We start from the raw sequence: 26509 nt of genomic DNA, 5'->3' as shown, positions 1-26509 counted from the left end.
TTGCTTGATTCGGAATAAACACCTTGCAAGCGTTTTGCAATTTTTTATACTGGCGCTCGGTCTCCATAAATGAATAAGGCATTTTAAGCGCCTATAATGATTAAATATCTAGTTAATGTCATCATCTTTGTTGTCGTATTGTCTGCTGCGTTCACCTACCAAGAGCTTGGTATGCTTGAGGATGATGGTCGGCAATCGGCTCCATATTTCTCACTTCCGTTAATGAGTGACGAGTCACAGCGATACAACATCAGTCAATTGCAAGGCGAACGCTCGGTTGTCTATTTCTTTGCGCCTTGGTGCAATATTTGCCGCTATAGCATGCCAAACATCGATAAGCTTCATCGACTGGGTAAGGTCAATGCCGTTGCTATCGCGTTAGATTTTCAAAGCATTGAAGAGATTGAAGCATTCAGTAAAGATTTAAACCTCAGCATGCCAATCCTACTGGGAAATAGAAAAACAGCGTCAGATTATAAAGTCAAAGCTTACCCCACCTATTATGTTATGGATCCAGAGCTAAAAATTATCGAACGTTCTATTGGATACTCCAGCGAGCTAGGTATTCGATTACGCTTGTAAAAAAGTGTATAACCTCCACACACTTTATTACCTAAAGCCCAAATAAATAAACGCTTTTATTGCTTAAACTGTCCCGCGAAATCAACTACTACTACTCCAAAGGGACTCGACAATGATTGCACCCACCGCTCTAAAACGCTTTGCCTTATCGCCATTGATGCTGTGCATGGCCATGTCAGCCACTGCACAGTCTCAAGAAAAAGATATGGAGCACATTGAAGTTATTTATAAACGCAGCTCTATAACTTCTGAAATAACCGAAGATACTGAAAAGCTGATTGAAATGCCTGGAGCTATGGGCGACCCATTGCGAGCAGTATATGCTTTACCCGGCGTTGTTGCAGCCGGTGGTTCTATGAGTGAACCCGCCGTAAGAGGCTCATCTCCAAGTGATAATATGTTCGAAGTCGATTTTATGCCCGCAGGCTACATATTCCACGATTTTGGTAGCTCTATTTTCAATCGTCATATTATCCAAGACTTTCAACTATATTCAGCAGGCTATGGCGCCGGGTATAGTAATGCGACAGGTGCTGTATTCGATGTAACGCTACGTAACCCGAAATACCAGCCAATCACAACTACCTTAGACTTCACCATGTTTAATGCTGGTTTTTTTGTTGAGGGTCAAGCAACAGAAAATACCGCATTTTATGTTTCAGGACGAAAGAGTACCTTGCCGCTATTTTTTAGTGAAGGGGAAGAGCTGGAAGATGATGACGGTGAGCCAAATGGTATTATCGTCAATGATGCGCCAGATGATCATGATTACCAAGGCAAGTTTCTTTGGGACATTAACAGCAACAATACGTTGACCTTCAACTTTACTGGCGCTGAGGACTCGGCTGCGGCAGGGTTCAATGAACGCTCTGAATTAGCTCAAAAAACCCCTGAGTTCCAAGGGGATGCTAGATTTATTCGCGAGTTCAATAGCCAAAATATCCTCTGGGACCATTACAATAAAAAGTTTCACTTACGTGTTGGGGTAGGTGCACTAGACCATTCTGGTCGCCTAGAGTACGGTAAGCTAGCGACCAAAACATCGGGCTTTTTTGAACAGGAAAGTGAAAAACAATATACCTATAAAGCAAGACTTAACTACACGCTCAATAACGAAAATAGATTCATCTTTGACGCCGCTTACTTTGATAACGAAACATCATATGAATACGATACCTTTCAATATCTTTGTACCGAGTTAGACCCAGATTGCGACCTTAAAAAAGGTGAACGTATTTCTGGAAAGCGCAGTATTGATGTGGACTCAGGGTTTGTCGGAGTAACTCATGTTTGGCAACCCAATGCGCTATGGCAAACTGAAGTGGGTGTGCAAAGTCAGCACAATCGTTATACAGACGAAACCTTTACTTCTCCCAGAGCTGCTGTGAATTACTTTGTAACACCAAATAGTGTCATCTCTGCGAAGATTGGACGCTACAATCGCATGCAAGATGTAGAGCATATCCTGCCTGAGATTGGCAACCCAAAACTTAAATCACAAGTTGCCACACATAGCACGTTAGGCTTTAGGCAAGAGCTTGAAAATGAATGGTCATGGTCGATAGAAGGTTACTATAAAACCATGGAAGATCTGCCACTGGCAATTGATGATGGTCCAGATGCACACCTGCTTTACAACAACCAAGTAGAAGGCAGGGCGTATGGGGTTGATATTTTAATTAACAAGAACAAAACGGATAACTGGTATGGTTGGGTAGCACTCAGTTATGCAAAAAGTGAGCGTACTGATTTACGCCGTAATATCACTCGTGATTACTACGCTGACACGCCATTGGTTTTCAACGCCGTATTCCACTATGAAATAAATGAACTTTGGCAAGGTGGGTTTAACTTTACGGCCCGAAGTGGTCAAGCTTACACACCCATTGTCGGCGTAAGAGAAAACCCAGATCATGAAGACCGTTTCTTACCTGTCTACGGAGACCCCTTTTCAGAGCGCTTTAAAACCTATCACCGTCTAGATGTGCGTTTTGAGCGAAAAACACAGCTATTTGGGCTAGACGGTAAGTTAATTTTTGAATTAATGAACGCTTATGGTCAAGACAACGTAGCATACATAGATTTAGATTATGACAAAGTGAAATCTGTGAACGATTTATATATCAAAGAAGAAAATGATGATTTTGAAATGAGGCCATCTATTGGCTTTAGTGTCACGTTCTAGATGTAAGATTTAGTCACTGAACTAAGCAAGAGGTGATAGACACCGTCACCTCTTATCTCTCTGACAAACAACCTACTCTCCTAAATAAGGCATGGCGAGCAAGCAATTGCCACTTGCGTTTTTCGCCAACGCCTTGCATGATCTGCACGTTTCAAACCCTGGAGTATTTTCATGCCAAAAGCTTGCGCCTATCACATCCTAGTAAAAACCGAAAAAGAATGCTTAGCGATTAAAGCTAAGTTAGACAAAGGCGGTGATTTCAATAAACTTGCAAAACAACACTCGACTTGTCCTTCGAAAAAACGAGGTGGCGACTTAGGTGAGTTTAATAAAGGCGACATGGTTAAAGCATTTGACGACGTTGTATTTAAAAAACCGCTTTACGAAGTGCATGGTCCTGTTAAAACAAAGTTTGGCTTTCATTTAATTAAGACTGTCTATCGTTCATAACTGTCGAAAACCATACACTCCAATCTAAAAAACAGATTGCGCTAATAGGTTTTAATCAATTTTCATTAAACTTAGTTGCACTATACTTATTGTCATTGCAAATACTAAGAGAGAGTTGAATTATGTTTACTGTTATTTTTGGTCGTGAAGGCTGCCCTTACTGTGTACGTGCAAAAGATCTTGCTACTCGCTTGAAAGACGCGAGAGACGACTTTAACTTTCGCTACGTTGATATTAATAAAGAAGGCGTCAGTAAAGCGGACCTAGAAAAGTCTGCAGGTAAGCCTTGCAACACGGTCCCACAAATCTTTGTCGACCAAGATCACATTGGTGGTTTTGACGATTTTGAGGCTTATGCCAAAGAAAATTTGGGCTTATACCAGTAGGCCCAAAAAAACTTTTGTTTATTTTTTGGCCTATATCAAGCACCTACAAATTTAATGCCAATTTATACAAGCATTTATTTTTTCTTTACTGTACAATGCCGCCTCTTTTAAATTGTTGAGGCGCATTAATGTCAGAACCAGTAACGTTTGAATCTTTAGACCTTTCTCCTGCAATCCTTAAAGCAGTCGAAGAGCTAGGATATCAATCACCTTCTGAGATCCAGGCTCAATGTATACCGTTATTGCTAGAAAGAAAGGACGTGCTGGGACTAGCGCAAACGGGTACGGGCAAGACGGCAGCTTTCGCACTGCCGCTATTAAACAATGTTGACGCATCCGTTAAGCAACCACAAATTTTAGTACTGACTCCGACTCGTGAACTTGCATTGCAAGTTGCAGAGGCATTCGAGCAGTATGCTAAGTACACCAGAGGCGTAGAAGTACTTGCGCTATATGGTGGACAAAGCTATGGCGTGCAATTAAGTGCACTTCGCCGTGGCGCACAGATCATCGTGGCAACTCCGGGGCGTTTAATCGACCATATCAACCGTAAGACCATTGATCTATCAAACCTAAATGCATTGGTATTAGATGAAGCCGATGAAATGCTACGCATGGGCTTTATCGATGATGTTGAAAACATCATGGAAAAAACACCAGAAGAAAAGCAAACATGCCTTTTCTCTGCAACTATGCCTAAGCAGATCCAATCTATTTGTTCTAAGTACTTAGATAACGCAGAGCAAGTAAAAATCACGCCACGTAACTCAACTGTTGACACAATTGAGCAAGTTTACTGGCGTGCAACTACACATAAAAACAAAGCAATCGTACGTTTCTTAGAAGCGGAAGATTACGATGCTTCTATCGTGTTTGTCCGTACTCGTAACGATACTGTTCAGCTTGCTGAGCTTCTTGAGCGAGAAGGTTTCTCTGCTGCACCACTTAATGGTGACATGAACCAACAGGCACGTGAGCGCACGGTTGAAAGACTGAAAAGTGGTTTACTAGATATCGTTATCGCGACAGACGTTGCGGCACGTGGTCTAGATGTTGACCGCCTAAGCCTAGTTATCAACTACGATATCCCACAAGACAGCGAAGCTTATGTTCACCGTATTGGTCGTACTGGCCGTGCTGGTCGTAAAGGTAAAGCAATCTTGTTCGTAAAAGGTAACGAGCGTTACTTACTACGTAACATCATGCGTCATACTCGCTCAGACATCGAGCAAGTAGAGCTTCCAAGTGCAAAAATCGTTGAGCAAAAACGTATTGAAGCACTTCAGAATAAGCTTAGCATGTCACTTGATCACAAAGACATTGAGTTCTTCAGTGAAGTTGCTCAAGGCCTAGGTGAGAAGCTAGAGCTAAGCCAAGAACAACTGGCAGCTGCACTACTTTGCCTAGCACAGCAGCAGTCTCCGCTTAAAGTTGAAGAAATTAAAGTTCAACAACGCGAGCGTCGTGACCGCGACGGTAACCGTGGTGATCGTCGTGATGACAGACGCGGTGAACGTGGTGACAGAAAAGGCCGCCGCAATAGCTCTGCACCTATGGATACTTACCGTATTGAAGTGGGTCGTGAGCATGGTGTTCAAGTTAAGAATATTGTGGGCGCAATTGCGAACGAAGCTGATATTTCAAGCAAGTTTATCGGTGAAATCCGTTTGTTTGATGAGCACAGCACCGTTCAGCTTCCTCAGGATATGCCAGCTGAAACGCTAACTCATTTCCAAGGTGTTCATATTTGTCAACGCCCAATGAAGATGACGAAGAGCACACACCCTGCCGACCAAGCACGTGGTAATGGTGGCAATCGCCGTGAAGGTGGTAGACGTTTTGAAGAACGTGGCGAACGTCGTGATGGTGGCCGTCGCTTTGAAGAGCGTGGTGAACGTCGTGATGGCGGTAAGCGTAGCTTCCGTGACCCTCGTAGCGACAAGCGCCGTGACGGTAACAGAGATGGTAACCGTGATAACCGCCGTAAAAATAGCAACGAGCGTAACGAAATCAACTTCTCTTAAGTTGATTGATGACTAAAAAAAGCCGCTTTAGTTAGCGGCTTTTTTGTTTTCAGAATACGATATAACCATTTATTGTCATCATACGGCCCTCCCCAACCAATCCCTCGGGTCAAAGCGAAAATAACTCACTAATAAATTAAACAGCTCAGGGTTCTCTTGCTTGAGTTCAATTGGTTTCTCAATAAAAGTTTCTGTCAGCACCGCAAAATATTCTGCTTCATTGGTCGCCCCATACTCATGTATCACATGAGGCATATGGTATGCTAACTGCATTTTAAGTTGACTGTAAGCACGCCCTAACACGTCACCCCACCGTTTATAGCTAATTTCTTTTGGCAATTCAGGTGTGCCATTGGTATTCCCAGCTTGCTGGTCGAGTTGATGTGCGAATTCGTGAAACACCAAGTTATGACCATCACCGGGCAAACGATTACCTTCAAGCACGTCGTGCCAGCTCAAAACGAGGGTCCCCCCCGGCCAAGACTCCCCCTGCCTTACTGCAGTGTGGTAACTTACCAGACCTGCACTGTCTTTATTCGTCTGCGGGGCATAATACTGACTTGGGTATAACAGTATTTCTTTCACGTTTGGGTATAGCGGCCATGCTTGATTGATCACTAATAAACAAGCATCCGCTGCTATAATCAAGGCCATCGGTCGTGTCACTGTCAGTCCATCCCGACCCAGTACATTCTTTTCGCCTAAAAACCAGACAATGTGTTTTTCTAGCTTTTCTCTATCTCGGTCAGTCATATTGCGATAAATCGGCATATACTTTAGAAGCACTTTTTTATCAGCGCGTGACAGCGACTGCTGCTGGTATTTTCTTTGCCAAAAATATCTCTTAATGTCGTCTAGGCGCCAATACACCACCACAAACACTACTAAAAAGATAAGTAACATTATATTAATCATACTTGCTCATATACTGTGCTTTTTAATTTAAGTGTGTGCATCTCAGCGCCTTTTCAACAATTTTTTGGTAAAATTCCGAAAAAAGTACCTAGAAATAAAAATCATGTCGCTGCCTATCGAGTCGATAAAAGAACAATTTTTAAACACGATTTCAAAGCAAGATGTTGTGGTCACCGCAGCAACGGGTTCTGGAAAATCCACGCAACTACCAATATGGGCCGCCACTCAGGGCAAAGTACTCGTCGTTGAACCAAGACGTATTGCTTGCACATCACTGGCAGAGTATGTAGCGTCACTCTGCCATACTCCACTGGGCGAGAAAGTCGGTTATGCTATTCGATTTGAAACCATATTTAACGACGATACAAACATCATTTTTGTCACGCCAGGTGTCGCGCTTAGATGGTACTTTGAAGATAAGCTAGCTGCTTTTTCACATGTTGTGCTTGATGAATTTCACGAGCGCAGATGGGATATGGATTTACTACTCGCATTACTCAAACAGCACAGTCAACACCGACTCATACTTACTTCCGCCACTTTAAACGCGGATAGGTTGAGCCGTTATTTGGATGCGCCGGTCCTACACAGCGAAGGCAATATGTACCCCGTAGAAGAAAGTTTTATTGCCAAAGAGCCACGAGTAATGCCTAAAAAAGAGCAGCTCACTGACAGAGTTGTAGCTGCTTGCCAGAGTGCTCAGGCAAAGACGCAAGGCGATATCCTAGTTTTTTTACCCGGTAAAGGGGAAATTTTATCATGCCAGTCTGCACTAAAGTCTCTTGATGCTTTAGTCGTGCCTCTCTATAGCGGGTGCAGTAAATCACAACAGCAGCTGGCGCTAGCTCAGCAACAACAACAGCGCATAATTCTCGCCACGAACGTTGCGGAAACGTCTCTTACCATTCCTAATGTAACATGCGTCATTGATTCAGGTTTAGAAAGACGCACCCACCTTAGAAATGGCAAAACAGTTCTGGGGTTAGACGCCATTGGTCGAGATTCAGCCAAGCAGCGCTTGGGCCGAGCTGGTCGAACACAAGCTGGGTTCTGTATTAGACTTTACGGTCAATACGCGCCACTTATTGAACGCACACCTCCAGAAATACAAAGAGAGGCCCTCACAGAGCTCGTCTTGGCCGCGGGGTGCGCGTCGCAAGGAGTTGACTCACTAGCATTTATTGACCCACTTCCAGACGCCTCTAAAGAACGCGCCCTGAAAATACTCACCCGTATCGGTGCACTAGATACTCAACAAATCGCTACCAAGTTGGGGAATTTACTCTACCCTTTACCGGTTGACGCTGAACTTGGACAGATTATCGCTCAAATGCCTTCTGGCGCGCTTAAACAAGCAGCGATTGATGTTATCTCGGTGATATCAGTGCCCGCTCGTGTTTATCAGCTACCAAATCATCTTGAGCAACTCGAACAGCTCAACACACTGCTGCCGAATGGCTGTGACATAGAGCTCGTAATCGCATTGCTCAGGGGCAAGCTGGACGGTTTGTTACAGATAGAATCAGAGGCGTTAAACGAAGCCAAACAATTTAGTAATCAATTGCGCGAGGCCTTTTCTCTTCCTGATCTAGAGCACGCGGCTAGTTACGATAGAGCAGCACTGATCAATACCATAGCAGCCATAAAACCTGAGTGGGTATTTGTAAAAAGACAAAACCGCCGTGGAGGCTTCGGAAATGGAGAAGTTGAAGTCTCGCCCTCGAACACGTCCAGAGTCACCGAAAACACAGATGCCATGTTGGTATTAGACACCTTTGCTTTAGCCGGGAAAGGCATTAAGCAAGCAATGACCATGGCAACCCTAGCTGCGCCAATACCTTTAAAATCTGTGGCGAGTTTGGGGCTAGCAACCCCCATACTAAGTCACGCATATATGGATGAACGAGGTATACAAATTGAAGCAGATCTTCAGTATGCGGGTGTAACCATTTCTAAACAAACGATGATCGCAGAGGGTGACTACCTGATCGATGCATGTGTCATACTCATAGAGTCCGGCGACTTATTCCCTGGTTTATATGACACTTTGAGCCGCAGCTTTGCGGAACATAAGCTCTACTACCAACATGAGAAAGTCGACATTAACCTGCCATCCGTTAATCTATATATTCATACAAAACTGCGACAACTTGGTATTAATGACGCTGAGGATTTAGAGTTAATCGAAGAATGCGATTTATATTATCAAGAAGTTGAAAGCTGGATATTAGCGCCTTTTATTGAAAAGCACCCTATAAAAGTCACTCTTCCTGAGCTGAAGCTATCTGTAAACTACAACTTTTTATCTAAACGAATCTTAATTGAGTATATATCTGGCGCGAGAAAAGATGCCCCAAAGCGCTGGGAACTGCCAAGTTGGCCGGGGTATAAAATTCAATTTAAAAAAGCAAGCAAAGTTGTTGATATAAAATAATAAATTGTGCATGACACAACTTCCAAGCAGCTTAACTTTTTAAACTAGTCACTCTCTTACTATGCCATATTGAGCTGCTTGTATATTTCATTAAACACAACCAGCTCAAAGAAAAAACTGAAAGAATAAAAAGCGAGAATAACACCTTATATTAAGGCAAGCATAGCGCCTTTTAACCCAACCGAGCCTTCGATTACTTATATAAAATCACATTGAGCATTGAAAGCTAGTTAATGTAGAAAGGTTATAATGGCCCTCTAACTTTTGGTACTTCCTTCTTAATAATAAAAGCCATTACTCGTCATTTTGAAGTAACGAAGTAGTGTAGACAAAAGCAAAAACGAAAAAACCGGACTAGTGTCCGGTTTTGAATTTTCAAAAGACTTTTATCTTACGATTAGAACTTAGTTTCGAAGTTCAGGAAGTAAGAACGACCTTCGATGTCATACGCACGTGAGTTTGTATTTGCAGTCGTCATAGAGCTCACACCACGAGGAAGTAGAGGTGGCTTCTTGTCGAATACGTTGTTGATACCAAAAGTGAATTTAGTATCGTCAAACAGGCTATAACCGATTGATGCATCGTGATACATCACTGAATCGATGTTGTGGTATGCATCTGGTAGACGCTGTGTTTGGTTAGTATCAACTACAGAGTGCCAGTAACGTGCTCTCCAACGTGCATTGATATCTTCGTAGCCGTACGTTAGGTTAAGGTTGAAACGATGCTTAGGAGTTTCAACTTCACCAACACTCTCTTCAGCCGCACCAGTTGTTTGGCTAGTTGTAGTCCACTTGTCAGTGTAAGTGTAGATAAGCGCTGAGCCGAATGTACCGTAATCAGTGTCAACACGGTAATCGATTTCTAAGTCAACACCAGAAACTTCGATTGTATTTTCGTTTGTAGATGAAGTGTGAACGTCAGTAAGTGCACCTGTGTTCGGGTTACGAACGTATGCGCCGTTACATCCAACTGTGAAATCAGTGCTTTCGTAACAACGAGTGATAACTGTTGTTCTTGTTAGCTGAGTGATTGCATCTTCAATCTTCACGTCAAAGTAGTCAACAGTGAATGCTAGCTCGTCAGTTGCCTGCCAAACAGCACCGATACTGAACGTATCAGCTGTTTCTTCTTTTACGTCTTCAGAACCACCTAAAGTACCACCGATACCTTGAGTTTCGAAAAGCGTTAGTTCAAAAATACCTTGCTCTTGAACACGTGCTGCAACTGCTGGATCTTTCATACAGTTAGCTGCTACTGTCGCGTTATCAAGACCAGTGCCGTCCGCTTTAAGGCCGTCACAAGGCGCTGTTACTGAAGCAAAAGTTTCACCACGACCACCATATAGGTCAGCAACGTTAGGAGTACGTACCGCTGTCGCATATGAAGTACGTAGCATTAATGTATCAGTTGCACGGTACTCAGCACCGATGTTGTAAGTGAACGTATCACCTACTACAGAGTGGTCAGAAGCACGAGCTGCTAAGTCAATACGTACATTTTCTAGTACTGGTAAGCTGAATTCTACAAATACGTCAGTTGCTGAGAAGCTACCAGACGTAGGTGCCGCTTTGTTAGTCGTAGCTGCACCAACCTGCGCAAGGTCACCTGGTTGTGCTACACCTTTTTCATAGCGGTATTCAACACCAGCAGCCATTGCTAGTAGACCACCGTCAAATTCATACGGTAGCTCACCAGAGATTACTGATGAAACAACAGACTGTTCAACTTTACCGTAAACTTTAGCAGGAGAAGTTACATACGCTAACGCTTCAGGAGTTACAGTGTTCGCACCAAATAGGTTTAGAGGTACACAACCTTGTAGGCGAGCTTGCTCATCTTTACAACGAATAACGCCATCTACTTCTTCAGCATCTAAAGCAAAACGAGCGCGCTCAACGTTCATTTGACCGCCATTTTGCTGTGTTTGCGTTGTTTGACCGTAAGTCGCGTATGTATCTAGTGCCCAGTTACCATCGATGTCCCAATTGAAACCTGTAGCAACACGAGTCGTGTCACGCTCTAGGCTTGTATCACGAGGACCGAATTCGAATAAACGACGTACAAATAATGTTTCGTTTAGGTTTTCCACGCCATCTGCACGTAGGTTAGTACGAAGAAGATCTGGGATAAGCGGTGAGTCAATGCTCATACCTAAAGTTTGGCTACCTACGTCAGTTTTCCAAACGTCAGAACTGATGTTCATTGGTACCGGCTCAATTGTTGAACCATCAGTTGCAGCGTTGTTCCACTGGAATTCAGCAAATGCAGTCACATTGTCAGAAACTTCAATGTTTAAGCTACCAGAGATGTACTTACGCTCGATAGGAGTTGCTAACTGACGGAACTCAGAACGGTTGAATGAGTTTTGCGCGTGGTTATACGGCGTACCATCACCATTGTAGCTAGTACGGATAGCCTTGCCTTCATCATCAGTCAACTTAGAGTGCTGAATACGAGCACCCGGTGGGTAGCTTGAGTTTGAAACTACAATACCGTCATCTGTTGCTGCAATATCACGAGCAGAGAAAGAACGGTCTACAGCTTTAATACCTTTATCCGTATCATAACCCATTGAAATCCAAGCGTTACCTGAATCCCAAGTGTTACCTAGAGTAACGTTTAAGCTGTGCTTTTCACGGTCACCACGGTCAGAAAGACCTGTTTGACCTGATACTTCTACACCTTCAATATCATCACGTAAGATGATGTTTACAACACCAGCTACAGCATCAGAACCGTAGATAGCTGAAGATGCACTTTTAAGGACGTCAATACGCTCAATTAAGCGAGCTGGGATCGCGTTCAAGTCAACTGCATAACCAGCTGATGGGATCATACCAGATACGAAACGACGGCCGTTTACTAGAATAAGTGTACGCTCTTCACTCAAACCACGAAGTTCAGTAGTGTTCAAACCAACTGAAGTCGTTGTGAATGCAGAAGACGTTTGGTCAGAACCCGCAAGTGCAATTGGTGAACGAGAAAGAATGTCTTGGATGTTCAGAGTACCAGTTTCACCGATCTCTGCTTTACCGATTGTAGTTACTGGAACAGCAGTCTCTAAATCAGTTCTTTTGATACGTGAACCAGTTACTTCGATGCGCTCTACTTTATCTGCGCCTTCTTCGCCTGCTGCCATAACTTGGCCAGCGAAAGTTGCTGACGATGCAGCACCAAATGCGATCGCTAAGCGAACCGCTTTTGAAACTCTATTGTTTAACATTTGTTTTCTCCCTGGAGCTTTTTGCAAAGCTTTTATTTTATTTTTTACTTCAATATAAGGTTAAGCAGGTTGCTTTTATGTGTACCCCATATGAAACAACGCGGGTATAGTAACCACAAAGTAAATACCCATGCAAGTTTGTGAAATGGAATTGAAACAAACAAAAGTTGCATTTTACACAATTATCAATTGAACAAAATTAATACTAATAAACAAACGTTTATGTGGCTTATCGACACTATACATTCGTGCAGAATCGTACTAACCAGGCCAGCTTAGACTGACCAATCTCTCATTCATACAAGCAATACACAGAGATATAACCCGTTCCAAAAAACAAGCCAAACCCCATATAAAACAAAGACCGCCCACCGAAATCTTTTACATGAATGATGTAGAAAAATTCACTTTCGCCCAAAGAGGTAGGCGATACTTTTTGAATAGTTTGATGACAATTGAATAAATAGCATACGCCAGTTTCACGTAAAAACAGCGGTGTAAAAGGTTTGCCAACCAATCACACAAAGAAAACACCATACACAATTTATAAACAAAAAAGTTGACAAAAAAGAAATAAAACAAAGAAAAAAAAACCCCACTTGTGTGGGGTTTTTAGTCAGTCTTTAATTAAAAAAGTATGCTGTGTTACAGTAGCTAACGTTAATGTACAAATTTCAGGTACCGTACTTACATACTCATAATGAATTTCGAATTTTTCTTACTAAGAACTCAAAAATCGACTTATAAATTCAAGCCTTGAGTAAGTAATCTCAAAGCTTGAACCTTAGGCTAGATTAGAATGTGTAATCAGCTTGTAAGTAGAATGAACGACCGTATGCATCTGCATAACGTGGGTCATAACCAACTTGGTGACCTGCCGCAGCATTAAGCGTGAACGGAGGCTCTTTATCAAATAGGTTCTTGATACCGAAACCGATGTTTGCGTTATCACCCCAAGCATACGCTAGACGGTAATCGAAAGTCATGTAAACAGGAACATGCTTCTGGATTACACTACCATCAACAGCCTCGTTCCAATCATCAGCTTGAGCAACATAGAAGCTTGTGCTTGCTGGTGCATCAGTGTAACCACTACGAGCCTTGATGTTGAAGCTGTGAGTGAAGTCACCGTGCGTGAACGTGTTGTTGAAGTTTACGATGTTACGGAAAGTAACAGCTTCGTTTGTACCAACTTGACCTAGGCTTGTATCCCAGATGTTGTCACTACCTACACGTAGGCTTTCGCTCTCAATCATATAAGTACCCATTAACTGAGACTTAAGCGTACCGAAAGAGAATTCAGTCGTAAAATCAAAGTGCCAATCGATACCTGAGTTTCTAGATTCACCAACGTTATCAGCAGCCTGAATGATAGCAACAACAGTGTCACCTGTACCTGGATCTACCTTAGTAGTGAACCACTCAGCATAAGTTACTGGGTCGCCGAAGATCTGGTTTTGAGTTAGACGAGTAACCTGGTTTTCCATCTGTACATTCCAGTAGTCCATACCGAAACTTGTACCTTGGTCGCCAGACCATACGAAACCGTAAGTATATTGCTTAGAAGTTTCTGGCTGAAGATCCGCGTTACCTTCACGATATACATCATATTGAAGTTTGTCTGTGTAGCAGAATTGAGCGATCTCTTGTCTCAAACCTTCTGGACACTCATATGCTGATGCAGTTACACCAAACTCTAAACGAGGTGCAGCGATTTGACGCATTGTTGCAGCTTTAAAACCAGTACCGTAAGAAGCACGTAATAGTAGCTCATCAGTTGGACGGTATGAAACGCTCAACTTATAAGTTGTGTCGTCAACGCTTTGGTTAACTGTTTGGTTACCTGTACGCTTTGAATCAGTGATTTCACCAATTTCGTCATAACGTAGTGAACCTGTAACTTCTAAGTTCTCTAGTACTGGAACTACTACTTCAACGAATGCACCGTAGCTGTCACGCTCTAAGTCAAACTCAGTACCAGCCGACTCAAAAAGAACAACTTCGTCGTTTTGACCTTTACCATTTGTTAGTGAGTAGCTTGATTTACGGTAATCCCAACCCGCAGCCATGTACACAGTACCTGCGTCAAGCTCTGCGATTGGACCAGACACTTTACCATCTACAGCGAATAGATCAGTATCTGTTGTTTCCCAGTTGCCGCTAAACATTGTGTTTCTAACCGCTGCATTTTGCTCGTCAGTCAAGCTTGCAGGGTCTGCGAAGATATCTACTGCACCAGAAGTTACAAGCGCCATGAATTCTTCTTCAAGTGGGTAACCAGTAATACGGTTTTGCTCACGCTCAGCACCTGAACTTGTGATTGCAAAATCATAGTTCCATTCGCCGAAATCACCGCGTACACCAGCAACGATATGGTTAGTCGTTGTGCTCCACTCATCAGTACGGTTACCGCCAGGAAGTACACGCCAACGTGCAGCAACTCTAGTCATATCCGCTTTAACGTTCTCTGGTAGATACTTAGTAACATTTTCTTGCACTAGAGCTGAATCGGCATCAAGTGAGAAAGTACCTGTTGGGTATGGTGCAATACGAGTTGTCATTTCAAACTTTGAAGCAGACGCCGTTACATATGCTTCTGTTTCGTCGTTGATTGCGAAAGTACCTTGTAAGAAACCGTTTACACGCTCGCTTTCCGGCTGGATTTCAAGTGTACTTGTGTAGTCGAATTGACATGCATTACCAGAAGGTGCACTTGTTGCGTGACAGTCACCATTTGCTTCTCTATAAGGGTTTAGAGAATAAGTAGCAGTAACGTTTTTGCCCGCGTCATTAAGAACAAGGTTACCATCTTCATCACGAGTATTATAAGTAACGTATGCGTTACCTGGAATTGCGTTTGAAGAACCCGCAATAGCAATTAGGTTTTGACCAGCATGCTCGAATTCAACAAAGCCAGTTTTTGCAAAGTCACGGTCAACTGAGCGAAGGTTATCTTGTTGGTCATAGCTTAAACTTGCCATGATGTTGAAACCATCTGAGCTCAAATCACCAAAACCACCTGTGAAAGAAAAGTTCGAGCTAGAAGTATCTTTTGGCTTGTCATGACGAGCTGTGATAGTGAAGTCTGTCACGTCATCTTTGAGGATGAAGTTAACAACACCCGCAATTGCGTCAGAACCATATAGTGCAGACGCACCATCTTTTAGAATTTCAACACGCTTGATAGCTGCAAGCGGGATTGAGTTAATGTCGATACTTGAACCTGAGTCTGAAGAAGCCATACGGCGGCCATTGATAAGTACAAGTGTGTACTCAGCGCCCAAGTCACGAAGTGAAGCAGTTTGGATACCACCACCGCCACCACCTACAGATTCACCTGCAGCAGTGAAGCCCTGCATTGACGGGATGTTTGCGATAAGGTCAGGTACAGACGTTACACCTGACTTTGCAATATCAGCAGAGTCAATAACGTCTACTGGCAAAGCACCTTCAAGGTCTGTACGTTTGATAGCAGAACCTGTGATTTCAATACGCTCTACTTCTTGCGTATCTGCTTCTTCTGCAACAGTAACAGCAGAAGCTGATACCGCACCTAAAGCCAATGCTAGACGCACAGCCTTGGTTACTTGATTGTTTAACATTTGAATCTCCCTGGACCACATTTGTGTGGTTATAATTATTTAATTGGTGTAAACCAAATCTTTATTGTTGCGCTTGCAGCAACATGGTGCAGGAATACTAAACAATCCAAACCCGAAGCGTCAACAATTTTATTTCATATATCATTGCAAAAATAAACATAAACTAACAACATCAGTTACATTGGGTACACATATAAAACATTAACCCCCTGTTTTTAATTGAGATATTTTAGGTTAGCTCAAATTCTCAGAATATCCAGAATAATTACAAAAACAATACACCCAGATAACTAGATCAAAAAACACAATAATAACCCAAAACCACCCGTACCCAATTAACAAACTGTGTACAATTAAAAAATAACCTCTTATAAAACAGTTAGATAAAAATAAAACAAGGTAAAAACCCATAGGTTATCCCTTTGTTAACAGTCAACTTTAGATAAAATAAAGTAAACACAACAAGGTAAATCAGAATCCAGTTTACATAATGGATACAGAATAAACCTTTACTTGATCTTTTACCTATTTAAGAAACAAAAAGATGCACACTGATTAAATTGAATTTATGCAACAGTTGAATCTAGCCTAAAGTAAGGCAATACATTTGGCGTATAGATGGAATTGATGTGTGAGACAAAACTATTGGAGATAGGGATAATCAAAAAAAGCCTCGAATTAATTCGAGGCTTTTACGTGTTTAATTTCTAGATTAGAAACTGATACTGTAACCTGCGAAGATCTCTCTTCCGATATGGCCGGTGTTATACATTGCGTCATCCACCCACTTACCGTTCTCATCAAATAGTACATCTTTGTCGAATAAGTTACGCGCGCCTAAAGTGAATGTACCGTAAGTCTCAGTGTAGAACTTCATGTTCAGGTTGTGAGTCACATACGTTGGCAAGTTACCCGTGTACACAATGTAAGGGTTGTCATTTGCATCAACCTGTACAACGTCATTTTCGTACGTGTTTGAAATAATGTCAGTCGTCCAGTTCAATGAGAAATTATCTAAAGAGTAATTAACTGTGAATTGTGAACGCCAATCAGGTTGTTGTGGTCCACCTTTCTGATCGCTAGTTGGACCAGAGAAGTAAACATCTTCACCAACTTCTGTTAGAAGAGTCGTTACGCTCTTAAACTTAAACTCACCAAAGTGTGTGTCTAGCTTGTATGACAAATCAATATCAAAGCCTTTGCGTGACATAAATGAACCATTCGCAGACTGAGTATAAGATTTACCAGCAATAGAACCATTTGAACCACGGCTTAAGCTCACATCAGGGAACTTTGCATAAATCTCATCAAGACGATTGCCATTCTCCAAGTGAACTAAATCTTGGATAGTGATCAGTGAAATTACGTTGTCCACCTCTAGTTCAAAGTAATCCACTTTGATAGAAACGTCTTCAAGGCCAGAGTAAACAACACCTAAGTTGATATATGTAGACTCTTCAGGGCCTAGATCTGGGTTGCTCTGCCTAACTTCTTTGAATGAGCTCGTAGGGCATTTCGCATACGCTTGAGCAATTTGTGATTGCGTTGCATTTGCACCAAGCTGATTACGACATGCAACATAGTCCGTTGTAGTCGGGCTACCTTCAGAGTCAGCACCGTATAGCTCTTTTAGCGTCGGAGCACGGAAACCTTCAGAGTATGAACCACGTACTAATAGGTCATCCATTGGGCGGTATTCGACCTTAATGCTTGGATTACCAACGCTACCAAAGTCACTGTAGTCATCGTAACGATATGCTGCGCTTACAATTAGGTTATCTAGGACTGGGAGTGCTACTTCGTAAAACAATGCAGACACATCACGCTCACCGTGGCCAGAACCACCTGCATTACCGCCGATCAAGCCTGCGTCATTTTGTGCATCATACTTTGAAGATAAGATCTCTTCAAAATATTCACCACCCACATAGTGGCTGATCATACCGCCTGGCAATTCACCAAACTCAAAACCTAGGCCTGCAAAGAAGTGATCCAGTTCACTTTGGTTCTCAGCATACGTTGTTGCACGCATGTTGTTGATACCTTCCTCTGAACCCATATCAATTTCATTTAGCTCATTGTATGCAAGACCAGCATAACTTAGGTAATAGCGACCAGCAGTGCGGTAGTCTAATCTTGCTTTATGGTAAGACACCTCCCACTCAGCCGTGTCACCAGCCATACCCTTAAGACCAATTAGTAGGTCTTGTTGATAATCTGTCACTTCACCGTCACGATTACCCAGTTGGTACCAACGGAATTGACCATTTACTACGTCATTAGTTGGGTTGTGCTCGTTGTCAGCAGCCATGTTTTCCCACTCAGCTGCTGGCGGTGCGTAACGGCCAAAAGAATCGTTACGGCTAAACATACCGCGTGCATACAATTCGATGTCATCGGTTAATTCGTACGTAAGGCTCGTCATGATTGAATCACGCTTTGTAGAAGCCATGTTTGCCGATACATCTGCAAATGCATAACCACATACTTCACCTTTACCAATACCACCTAAAGCACTACCTTGATCTAGCTTACCAACAAACCCAGGTACATTTTTAGATAGCTCATCACACTTAGGTGAAGCTAAATAGTTACCATCTTTACCTTGAACCGTTGCACCAAAATAACTAATGCCCGTTGTTTCGTTGTAAATTGAGATTACACCGTCGTTGTTTGAGTCTTCCATCGTCGCAGATGTGTATGAACGGTCACGGTCGAAGATTGCACGACGCTCCTGGTGGTCATAAACAAACGTAATATTACCTTTGTCCGAGCTCACACCAAATGACATAGACATTTGTTTCGTCTCGCCACCATCAGCCTCTGGGCGGCCAACTTGAATATCGAATGCAGCACCTTCAAAATCTTTTTTCAAGATTACATTGATAACACCAGCAATTGCATCAGAACCATAAATTGCAGATGCACCATCTTTTAAAATCTCGATACGCTCTACTGCCGCCATCGGGATAGAGCTAAGGTTTGCACCACCTGCATTAAGTGATGGAGAACCACCTAAACGTTTACCGTCTACTAGTACCAGCGTACGGCCAGCACCAGCGCCTAATAGGCTCACAGTGCTTTGTGACTGCCCACTGCTACCAGAAGTTGGGGCAACTGAACCAAAGCTATTTGAAGTAACGCTCTGCAGCGCCTCTGCTACAGATACGCGACCTTGGCTCTCAAATTCAGCTGTCGAGATAACCTCAACAGGGCTTGCGCCTTCCATGTCAACACGCTTGATGCGTGAACCGGTAATTTCGATACGTTCTACTTTTTCAGCGCCTTCTTCAGCCATCGCTACATTCGCGACAGCAGCAGAAGAAGCTGCACCAAATGCCAATGCAATACGCACAGCTTTAGTAACTTTAGTGTTCAACATGTGATTCTCCCTGGGCTTACTACAGTTGGTAAGCTTGAGTTTTATAAGTCTTTATATCTGGCTCTAATGGCCTGATTTGAAAATTCGCGGAGGATACTAATCGGGAGGCATGTTAAGCGTCAAACTTGATACAGTTAACACTCACTTACACAGAGTAAACATACAAAACCCCATTATTTAAAGGCTTTAAAACGTAAATAAACACTTACTTCAAAATAATGAAATAAATTAATTAATTTCACAGTTAGCAAGTTCACTATTTAGGCGCAAAAAACTAAAGCTGAAGAAATCAACAGCTAGAAAGGTTAAAAAAAATATTTTTTCTTTTTGTCTAAGTGCCTAAAATTTATCCAAGCCCACTAAATTAATACATTTTCTTTGCATTGCAGGGAGGGAGATTTACAAGATGATAATCGGCATTTTGAACACTGACTAAGTGCTGAACAGTTAATTCGTGAATATTACAAAGCGATAAACAATCTTTTTCAGAGGTTTACAAGTCCAATGAACGCTGCCCAGCCAAATTGATGGCATTTTCATCTATTTCGGGCAGCATTTTGTATATAGGCAGTATTTGCTTCTCTATATAATGTGTGTAATCGAGATATGTCATGCTATTAATAAACAGCTTAGGACCGGTGCCACTAATATAGTAAGCAACTTGGCTCCCCTTCCCTAAACCTGAAACAATTCCTTGTTGCGTTGCCTCTTTAGCCGCTCTGACGTGAGGGGGAATATTCTTAACGTATGATTCCAAGGATTTCCCCAGCCGCTTTTTGTAGATTAGCTTTTCATCTACCTGACCAGAGATTATTTGGTTGATATAGTCTTCCGTTACTTCCACTACATTCTTTCCATCAAATAAAGCCCGTATCACCGCTTGCTGATACTCCTTGGCTATTTGTGTCCAATCGCTGCGTACTGTTTCCATCCCTTTAAACACCAGCTCTTGCGAACCTGCTTTTTCTATTTGCCCAACGTAGCGCTTCTTAGATCCTGTCTCTTGCCCACGAATCGTCGGCATAAAAAACGGGTTATAGTGCGTTTCGAATTCAATTTCTAAATAGCTCTCCAGTTGATATTCATCAAGGATAAGCTTGGACCAGCGCTGATTGATATCTTGCATCAGCTTCGCACCCAATTGTTTACACTCAACCTGTGATAAATGGTCTGCAACTTTTACAAAGGTAGAGTCCGTATCCCCATAAATAACCTCATAGCCCATCTCTTCTATCCAGCGTCGAGTTGTCTGCATGATTTCATGGCCTCGCATCGTAATTGAGCTCGATAATCTCGGATCATAAAACCGACATCCTTTGGACCCCAATACGCCATATAAGCTATTCATGATGATCTTAATGGCTTGTTGTAACATCTGCTCACCCTGTAGCTTCGCTTGCTGCCTTTCATCGGCAAGTTTTGCTACTAACCTAGGAAGGTGGTGTAACTCTCGAGAGAATTTCCCTTTATTAAATCCAGGAATGGCTTTTTCTGGCGCTTGCTCCCCCTCAATCAACCCCATTGGGTCAATACAAAATGAACGGATTATAGACGGGTAAAGACTTTTAAAATCGAGCACCAATACATTCTTGTATAGCCCAGGTTTTGAGTCCATCACATACCCACCTGGGCTATCAAAGTTTAGCCCGTGTTCACCTAGATTTGGGGCTATGTATCCACTGCGATGCAGTAAAGGTAAATACAGGTTGGTAAATGCAGCAACAGAGCCTCCCATTCTCTCCAACTCAAGCCCCGTCAATTTAGTTCGCGCGATTGCAAACTCCAATAACGACAGCTTGCAAAAGATATCCCAAACTAGCACGCAGTCCTGCAAGTTATAATTGGCTAGTGACACCTTATCTTCATGGAATTGGCGTACTATTTCTTCCAATCGGTCATCTTGACCAATCAATTTGGTGCGACCAAGTACTTCATGCGCGATAAAGCTCAATTTAAACGTTTCGAAGTGGTAAGTTGCATTTTTCATGGTATCGATGCCGTCAATGACCACACGACCTGGGATGAGTACACGGGTAAAGTGACCACTGGAAACCAGCATGGCTTTACCGTCTCTACCAATATTAAGGGCGACACCGAGTGCCTGCGCTCGCTCGTGCAGTACGACACAGTCAAACTCTATAACATTCCAACCAATCAGCACATCTGGGTTAAGTCGGTTTATTTCTTCGCACAAAGTATTGAGTAAGGCTATTTCGTCTTTAACCCAAATGATTTCCATATCACTGGATTGCGCCTCACCAATCATAATCACTAAGCGCTGCGCTTGTGTGACTATGCCCACCGAGAATAAAATGCCATCTCCACTGCACTCAATGTCAAAAGACAACATCTTAAAGTGCGGCATAAATGCATCATTGGCTTTAAGCTTGGCATGGTTTAGCTCGGTGTATCCTAATTTTTGATTTGGCTCACCGGTTACCCAAACACCGCCTTTGATATAACGCTCCATCAAATAACGATCAGCGTGGCGAATATCCTCTTCATATATAGGGAGTACTTTGTCCAAAGCTTCTTTGGCACGGTAGAAACCGCTCAGGTGAGAAAAGTACACCCCTGTCATTGGCGATTGATCGAAGTGTTTAAGTGGCAAAGATGACATGCTATATTCACCTTCAAGCAGCTCTAATGCGTGCTTGGCCTTTGCAATATCTGCCGTTTTAATAAAAAACACACACCGCTCATTATCAACAAACGCTTTGACAACCCCTTGCTCAGTTTTTAGCCAATAACATAAACGCAACCGCCCTCGATGAGACACTTGCTGCCTTGATAAAATAAAGCCCTGATATACTGCTTGTGCCAAATGTGAACCCCGCCTAAAATACACCCCTGTAATTATATCCATACTTTTTTGCTTAGGCGATCCACATGTTGTCAGACTCATTAAAAAAAACCGTACGTCATGCCCATCAGAACATCGCCAATCAATTGGAAGACTATCGCCCGCGTAGCAGCCAAAATTACCTAGTCGCAGAAATCGCCAAAACGCTCGCTGGTGAATATCATAAGTCTCAGCGTATTTGTGTCATAGAAGCCGGTACTGGTACCGGTAAATCTTTAGCCTACTGCCTCGGCGCGCTTCCTTTGGCCCTCGCAAAAAAGAAAAAGCTCGTTATCTCGACCGCCACGGTTGCACTGCAAGAGCAGCTTATAGAAAAAGAGCTACCTTTCTTTAAAGAACACAGCGGGATCGACTTTAAGTTTGATTTAGTAAAAGGCAGACAAAGATACATTTGTGTGCAAAAGTTGATGGCGGCTGTCAATGAAGATGACACACAACTCTCTTTGGTACCTACCACCACTTCCCCCCTCTCTGATATGGAGCAAAAGTGCTTGAGAGAGCTTGCAAATGCCTATCAAAACAAACAGTGGGCAGGAGACAGAGATAGTTGGGAAGACACAATTCCCGACAAAGTTTGGAACTTAATTGCCTGTGACAAACACGCGTGCCAACGGCAAATGAAATCTCATCATTTATGTCCATTTCATTTAGCACGGCAAAAGATTCAACAAATGGACGTGTTAGTCATTAACCATGCTTTGTTGCTTGCCGATTTAGAGTTAGGTGGTGGAACTATCTTACCGGAGCCAGAAGAAACGTTTTATGTCATAGATGAAGCCCATCATCTACCACACATTACGCGAGACTTTTCTTCAGCTGCTGCAACAATAAAAGGCACAATTGAGTGGCTTGAGAAGCTGCTTAAATTCAGCGGTAGGATGGCTGGCGCCATTGTCTCTCAAAAAGCCATTGGACAAAACTTTAAGCTCAATGATGCGGCTAATGACGTCAGCAAGCTATTAAAATCTGTACGTGATAGTTTAGACCAAGCTGACTTTAAGTATAACGACGATGACACCTACCGATTCATTAACGGAGAAGTGCCTGAGTCACTGACAACACAAGCCAAAGATATTGCAGATGCGACCTTAGATGCCTTAAGAGCACTGAATAAAATGCATGATGCATTAACAACTGACGTATCAGATGGAGATGTGCAGGCGTTTTTAGCAGATCCATTTCTCGTTGAAAGTGGTCAATATATTAATCGCTTAGAGCAACTGAACAAACTGTGGTTTAGCTATGCAGCCAAGGGGGAAAGTACCCCTCATGCTCGGTGGATAAAGCGGATGGAATATAAGCATCACCATGATCACTTACTTTGTGATTGCCCCATTGAGGTTGGGTTTTATCTCAAAGATAAACTTTGGCGAGAGTGCGCAGGCGCAGTGTTGTGTTCTGCAACCCTGACAGCGCTCGGTAGTTTCGATCACTTTTCCAAAGAAAGTGGGTTAGCCAGTGAACCAGGCGTAAAATTTATCAAAGCGGACTCCCCATTTGATTACGACAAACAGGCAACCTTGCATATTCCAAAAACAAAAGTAGAGCCAACTGATAAAGCCTTTAGTGATTTCCTAGCCGATGCATTGCCGACTTATCTAGATAAAAATAAGGCAAACTTAGTGCTCTTTGCTTCTTATTGGCAAATGGGCCATGTTGTTACTGCGCTTAGGAAGAAAAAGCTCAACATTTTGGTGCAAGGAGAAATGTCTCGAGAAGCCTTACTCACTCGTCACAAAGCCGCGGTAGACTTAGGAGCAGGTAGCATTTTATTTGGAACGCAAAGCCTTTCGGAAGGACTTGACCTACCTGGAAAATATCTCGAAAACTTGGTGATCACCAAAATTCCTTTTGCCGTTCCGACTTCTCCTGTCGAAGAGGCGCAAGCTGAATTTATTCAATCAAAAGGCGGAAATCCATTTTTATCTATCACTGTGCCAGATGCAGCAAAGAAATTAGTGCAAAGCTGTGGTAGACTGCTGCGCAAAGAAACTGACTCTGGTCGCATCACGATACTTGATAGGCGCCTGATAACAAAACGTTACGGTAAAGCCATGCTTGACACGCTGCCACCCTTTGCAAGGCAAATAGACTGATAAATGCTTGAACTCGCTTTTGATCCGCTTACTTGGGCACTTTTATGTGCAGTCGCTTTAGCCGCTGGCTTTATTGATGCTGTCGCAGGTGGCGGTGGTATGTTGACCGTACCCGCTTTACTAACTGCTGGACTGCCTCCCCATGTGACTTTAGGTACCAATAAGCTAGCTGCAAGCTTTGGCTCATTAACCGCAAGCTTTACTTATTATAAAAAGCAGCTGTTTAACCCTCGGTTTTGGGCCGCATCGACCTTAGCGACAGCCATCGGTGCGCTCTTAGGCACATTACTTGTAGACAAGCTGAGTATCGAATTTCTTAACAAATTACTGCCCGTCATCATTATTATGGTGGCGCTATACAGCTTATTTGGTAGCTTAAGCAAAACAGAACACCACACCCTGCCCGAAAAAACCAAAATGCTTAAGGTAAAACAGTGGTTGCAAGGCCTCTCATTAGGTTTTTTTGATGGATTAGCAGGCCCTGGCACCGGCACTTTTTGGACGGCCTCCAATAGCTTGCTCTACAAAATGAGTTTGTTGCTCAATTGCGGTTTGGCCCGCTCTATGAATTTTATCTCTAACTTCATTTCACTCATTACTTTTGTCGCACTTGGCCATGTGAACTTTTTGCTGGGCATTACGATGGGGGCGTTTTTAATGTTAGGGGCTTGGATCGGTGCACATTCAGCGATAAAGTTTGGTAATAAGCTAATAAAACCCATATTTAACACTGTGGTGATTCTGTTAGCGGGCAAACTCATTTTTGAGGCATATGTTGCATGAATCAAGCTTTTCTCAAGCTCAAAAATAAGCTCGAACAGTTAGCGACGCAAGCAGCTCAGTTTGACAATGCTAAATGGTTTGACAAAAATCGCTATATTCAAAATCAACCCAGCTTGTTCGACAGCCATCTCTTCCATACCAAAAGCTTACTATTAGCAGACTATGTGGAAGAAATACAAACAGCGTTAAAAAACTTACCGCCTGAACAAAACCGCCATGCTTACCAGTTTGCTGTTGAGCAAGTTGGGGAGCAAATGCAAGCGGTAATTAAAGTACTTAAATCAACCCCTGTTTGGGCAAAAGAGAACAAGCTTAATATACCTAAAAAAGCCAAGGTTTATCGCAAAGCCGTACAGCGCATCATGCAATCTTCCCACGAGCTGTATCAAGAACTCTCGCAAAATCATGAATTCGAGAGGCGCTTGCAAGAAATGATCGATATTCGCAAATCCCAACTAGATGGCGCGGACGCAGAAAAAAATGCGCAACTAAATGCAGAAATACTCGCTCTGCACACTCGGTTAGGTCGCTGTCGCAAGGCTATTTCAGCCACAGAGGAAAAGATCCAGCTTTTGGAAAAACAAGGCAACCGATAGTATGTTGTACTACAACCCTATCTATAGTGACCTTGAGCTCCCAGCACGACATCGCTTTCCTATTCTGAAATACGCCGAGCTCAAAAAACTACTCGATAATATAGGGTTAGCTCAACATATTTTAGTCAACCATAACAAAGCTTCGTTTGTACAGCTTAGTTTATGCCACTCCCCTGATTATGTCGCTTCATTTTGCCAAGGTAAAATGCCGACATCGGACATAAAGCGTATGGGGTTTCCTTGGTCCGAAAACCTCGTCGAACGTACCCTACTTTCAGTCGGTGCAAGTATCCACGCTGCCCACGTAGCGCTTGAACAAGGTTTTGCGGCAAACTTGTCTGGCGGTTATCACCATGCTTACGCAGATAAAGCCACTGGCTTTTGTATCTTTAATGATTTAGCCATCGCCGCTTGCGACTTGATTGAGTCTGGAAAAGCCGAAACGGTATTAATCCTTGATTGTGATGTACATCAAGGTGATGGTACCGCCGCCATCTTGAAGGATCGCCCGGATATAATCACCTGCTCAATTCACTGTGAGCAAAACTTTCCTAGATTGAAAGAGCACTCTGATTATGATTTCGCATTACCCAGAGATACTCAAGACGACCAGTACATCGATACTTTAGAGCAGGCACTATCTCTGTGCACGCGCTTGCACAATCCAGATATCATCCTCTACAACGCAGGCGCGGATATATTCGCGCTCGATGAGCTGGGAAATTTTGCCGTTTCACTTGAAGGGGTTCTTCGTAGAGAAGAGCTTATTCTCAACTATTGTCATCAACAATGTACTCCGTTGATGTGCGCACTTGGGGGCGGATATCAAAGAAATTTACACCGCTTAGTTAATGTCCACGCGCAGCTCTTTCACGCTCTTTTACACTCTAATTTTTTAAAGTAGCGTAACCCAACGTACCCTCACTCTCTTTAGCACACTGTCGAGATTTTGCTTTTATAGTAAGTCGCACACCGAGACTTTATG

Annotated in this window: 15 protein-coding genes; 10 read left to right on the top strand and 5 right to left on the bottom strand. The window is 42.9% G+C overall.

The genetic code is table 11. The features are described 5' to 3' along the window. Positions 1-96 precede the first annotated feature (96 nt). From N480_RS06045 to N480_RS06025, 5 genes are all read left to right on the top strand, one after another. The gene (locus tag N480_RS06045) at positions 97-582 is read left to right on the top strand and encodes a TlpA family protein disulfide reductase (RefSeq protein ID WP_063371628.1); all 486 of its coding nucleotides are present in this window, start codon (positions 97-99) and stop codon (positions 580-582) included. 112 nt (positions 583-694) lie between these two features. Then, on the top strand, positions 695-2767 hold the full coding sequence (locus N480_RS06040) for a TonB-dependent receptor plug domain-containing protein (RefSeq protein WP_063371627.1): 2073 nt from the start codon (positions 695-697) through the stop codon (positions 2765-2767). A 171-nt stretch (positions 2768-2938) separates the two neighbouring features. Next, complete coding sequence (locus N480_RS06035) at positions 2939-3217, top strand: peptidylprolyl isomerase (RefSeq protein ID WP_063371626.1); 279 nt, start codon at positions 2939-2941, stop codon at positions 3215-3217. Positions 3218-3339: 122 nt separating this feature from the next. Continuing rightward, complete coding sequence (locus N480_RS06030) at positions 3340-3603, top strand: GrxA family glutaredoxin (RefSeq protein ID WP_063371625.1); 264 nt, start codon at positions 3340-3342, stop codon at positions 3601-3603. Between the two features lie 128 nt (positions 3604-3731). Then, positions 3732-5627 carry a DEAD/DEAH box helicase gene (locus N480_RS06025; RefSeq protein WP_063371624.1) on the top strand — a complete coding sequence of 632 codons (1896 nt, stop codon included), beginning with the start codon at positions 3732-3734 and terminating at the stop codon, positions 5625-5627. Between the two features lie 78 nt (positions 5628-5705). Here N480_RS06025 and N480_RS06020 read toward each other — a convergent pair whose 3' ends face one another. Beyond that, the gene (locus N480_RS06020) at positions 5706-6542 is read right to left on the bottom strand and encodes a M90 family metallopeptidase (RefSeq protein ID WP_063371623.1); all 837 of its coding nucleotides are present in this window, start codon (positions 6540-6542) and stop codon (positions 5706-5708) included. A 103-nt stretch (positions 6543-6645) separates the two neighbouring features. On the opposite strand from N480_RS06020, the gene N480_RS06015 reads away from it, so the two are divergent. After that, a complete protein-coding gene (locus N480_RS06015; protein WP_063371622.1) occupies positions 6646-8976 on the top strand; it encodes a DEAD/DEAH box helicase in 2331 nt (776 codons plus the stop codon). A 397-nt stretch (positions 8977-9373) separates the two neighbouring features. Here N480_RS06015 and N480_RS06010 read toward each other — a convergent pair whose 3' ends face one another. The 4 genes from N480_RS06010 to N480_RS05990 all read right to left on the bottom strand — a co-directional run bounded on the left by N480_RS06010 (position 9374) and on the right by N480_RS05990 (position 22052). Next, positions 9374-12202: a TonB-dependent receptor domain-containing protein gene (locus N480_RS06010; RefSeq protein WP_063371621.1), complete on the bottom strand. Its 2829-nt coding sequence runs from the start codon at positions 12200-12202 to the stop codon at positions 9374-9376. A gap of 794 nt (positions 12203-12996) precedes the next feature. Then, on the bottom strand, positions 12997-15804 hold the full coding sequence (locus N480_RS06000; RefSeq protein WP_063371619.1) for a TonB-dependent receptor: 2808 nt from the start codon (positions 15802-15804) through the stop codon (positions 12997-12999). 712 nt (positions 15805-16516) lie between these two features. Further along, positions 16517-19186, bottom strand: a complete 2670-nt coding sequence (locus N480_RS05995) for a TonB-dependent receptor domain-containing protein (RefSeq protein ID WP_063371618.1) — start codon at positions 19184-19186, stop codon at positions 16517-16519. Positions 19187-19679: 493 nt separating this feature from the next. Next, positions 19680-22052 (bottom strand): DNA polymerase II, encoded by a 2373-nt coding sequence (locus tag N480_RS05990; protein WP_231102230.1) that lies wholly within the window; start codon positions 22050-22052, stop codon positions 19680-19682. A 23-nt stretch (positions 22053-22075) separates the two neighbouring features. Here N480_RS05990 and dinG point away from each other — a divergent pair, with 23 nt between their 5' ends. The 4 genes from dinG to N480_RS05970 are packed head-to-tail and all read left to right on the top strand — an operon-like array spanning position 22076 to position 26428. After that, positions 22076-24145 carry an ATP-dependent DNA helicase DinG gene (gene dinG, locus N480_RS05985; protein WP_063371617.1) on the top strand — a complete coding sequence of 690 codons (2070 nt, stop codon included), beginning with the start codon at positions 22076-22078 and terminating at the stop codon, positions 24143-24145. 3 nt (positions 24146-24148) lie between these two features. Continuing rightward, on the top strand, positions 24149-24928 hold the full coding sequence (locus N480_RS05980) for a sulfite exporter TauE/SafE family protein (protein ID WP_063371616.1): 780 nt from the start codon (positions 24149-24151) through the stop codon (positions 24926-24928). Then, on the top strand, positions 24925-25524 hold the full coding sequence (locus N480_RS05975) for a primosomal replication protein (RefSeq protein WP_063371615.1): 600 nt from the start codon (positions 24925-24927) through the stop codon (positions 25522-25524). The genes N480_RS05980 and N480_RS05975 overlap by 4 nt, the downstream gene beginning before the upstream one ends. Before the next feature lies 1 nt (position 25525). Further along, the gene (locus N480_RS05970; RefSeq protein ID WP_063371614.1) at positions 25526-26428 is read left to right on the top strand and encodes a histone deacetylase; all 903 of its coding nucleotides are present in this window, start codon (positions 25526-25528) and stop codon (positions 26426-26428) included. Positions 26429-26509 lie beyond the last annotated feature (81 nt).

The sequence above is a fragment of the Pseudoalteromonas luteoviolacea S2607 genome (assembly GCF_001625575.1).
GTDB lineage: Bacteria > Pseudomonadota > Gammaproteobacteria > Enterobacterales > Alteromonadaceae > Pseudoalteromonas > Pseudoalteromonas luteoviolacea_E.
Note: the sequence above shows the minus strand (reverse complement) of the source record. Positions and strands in the feature narration are given on the sequence as shown.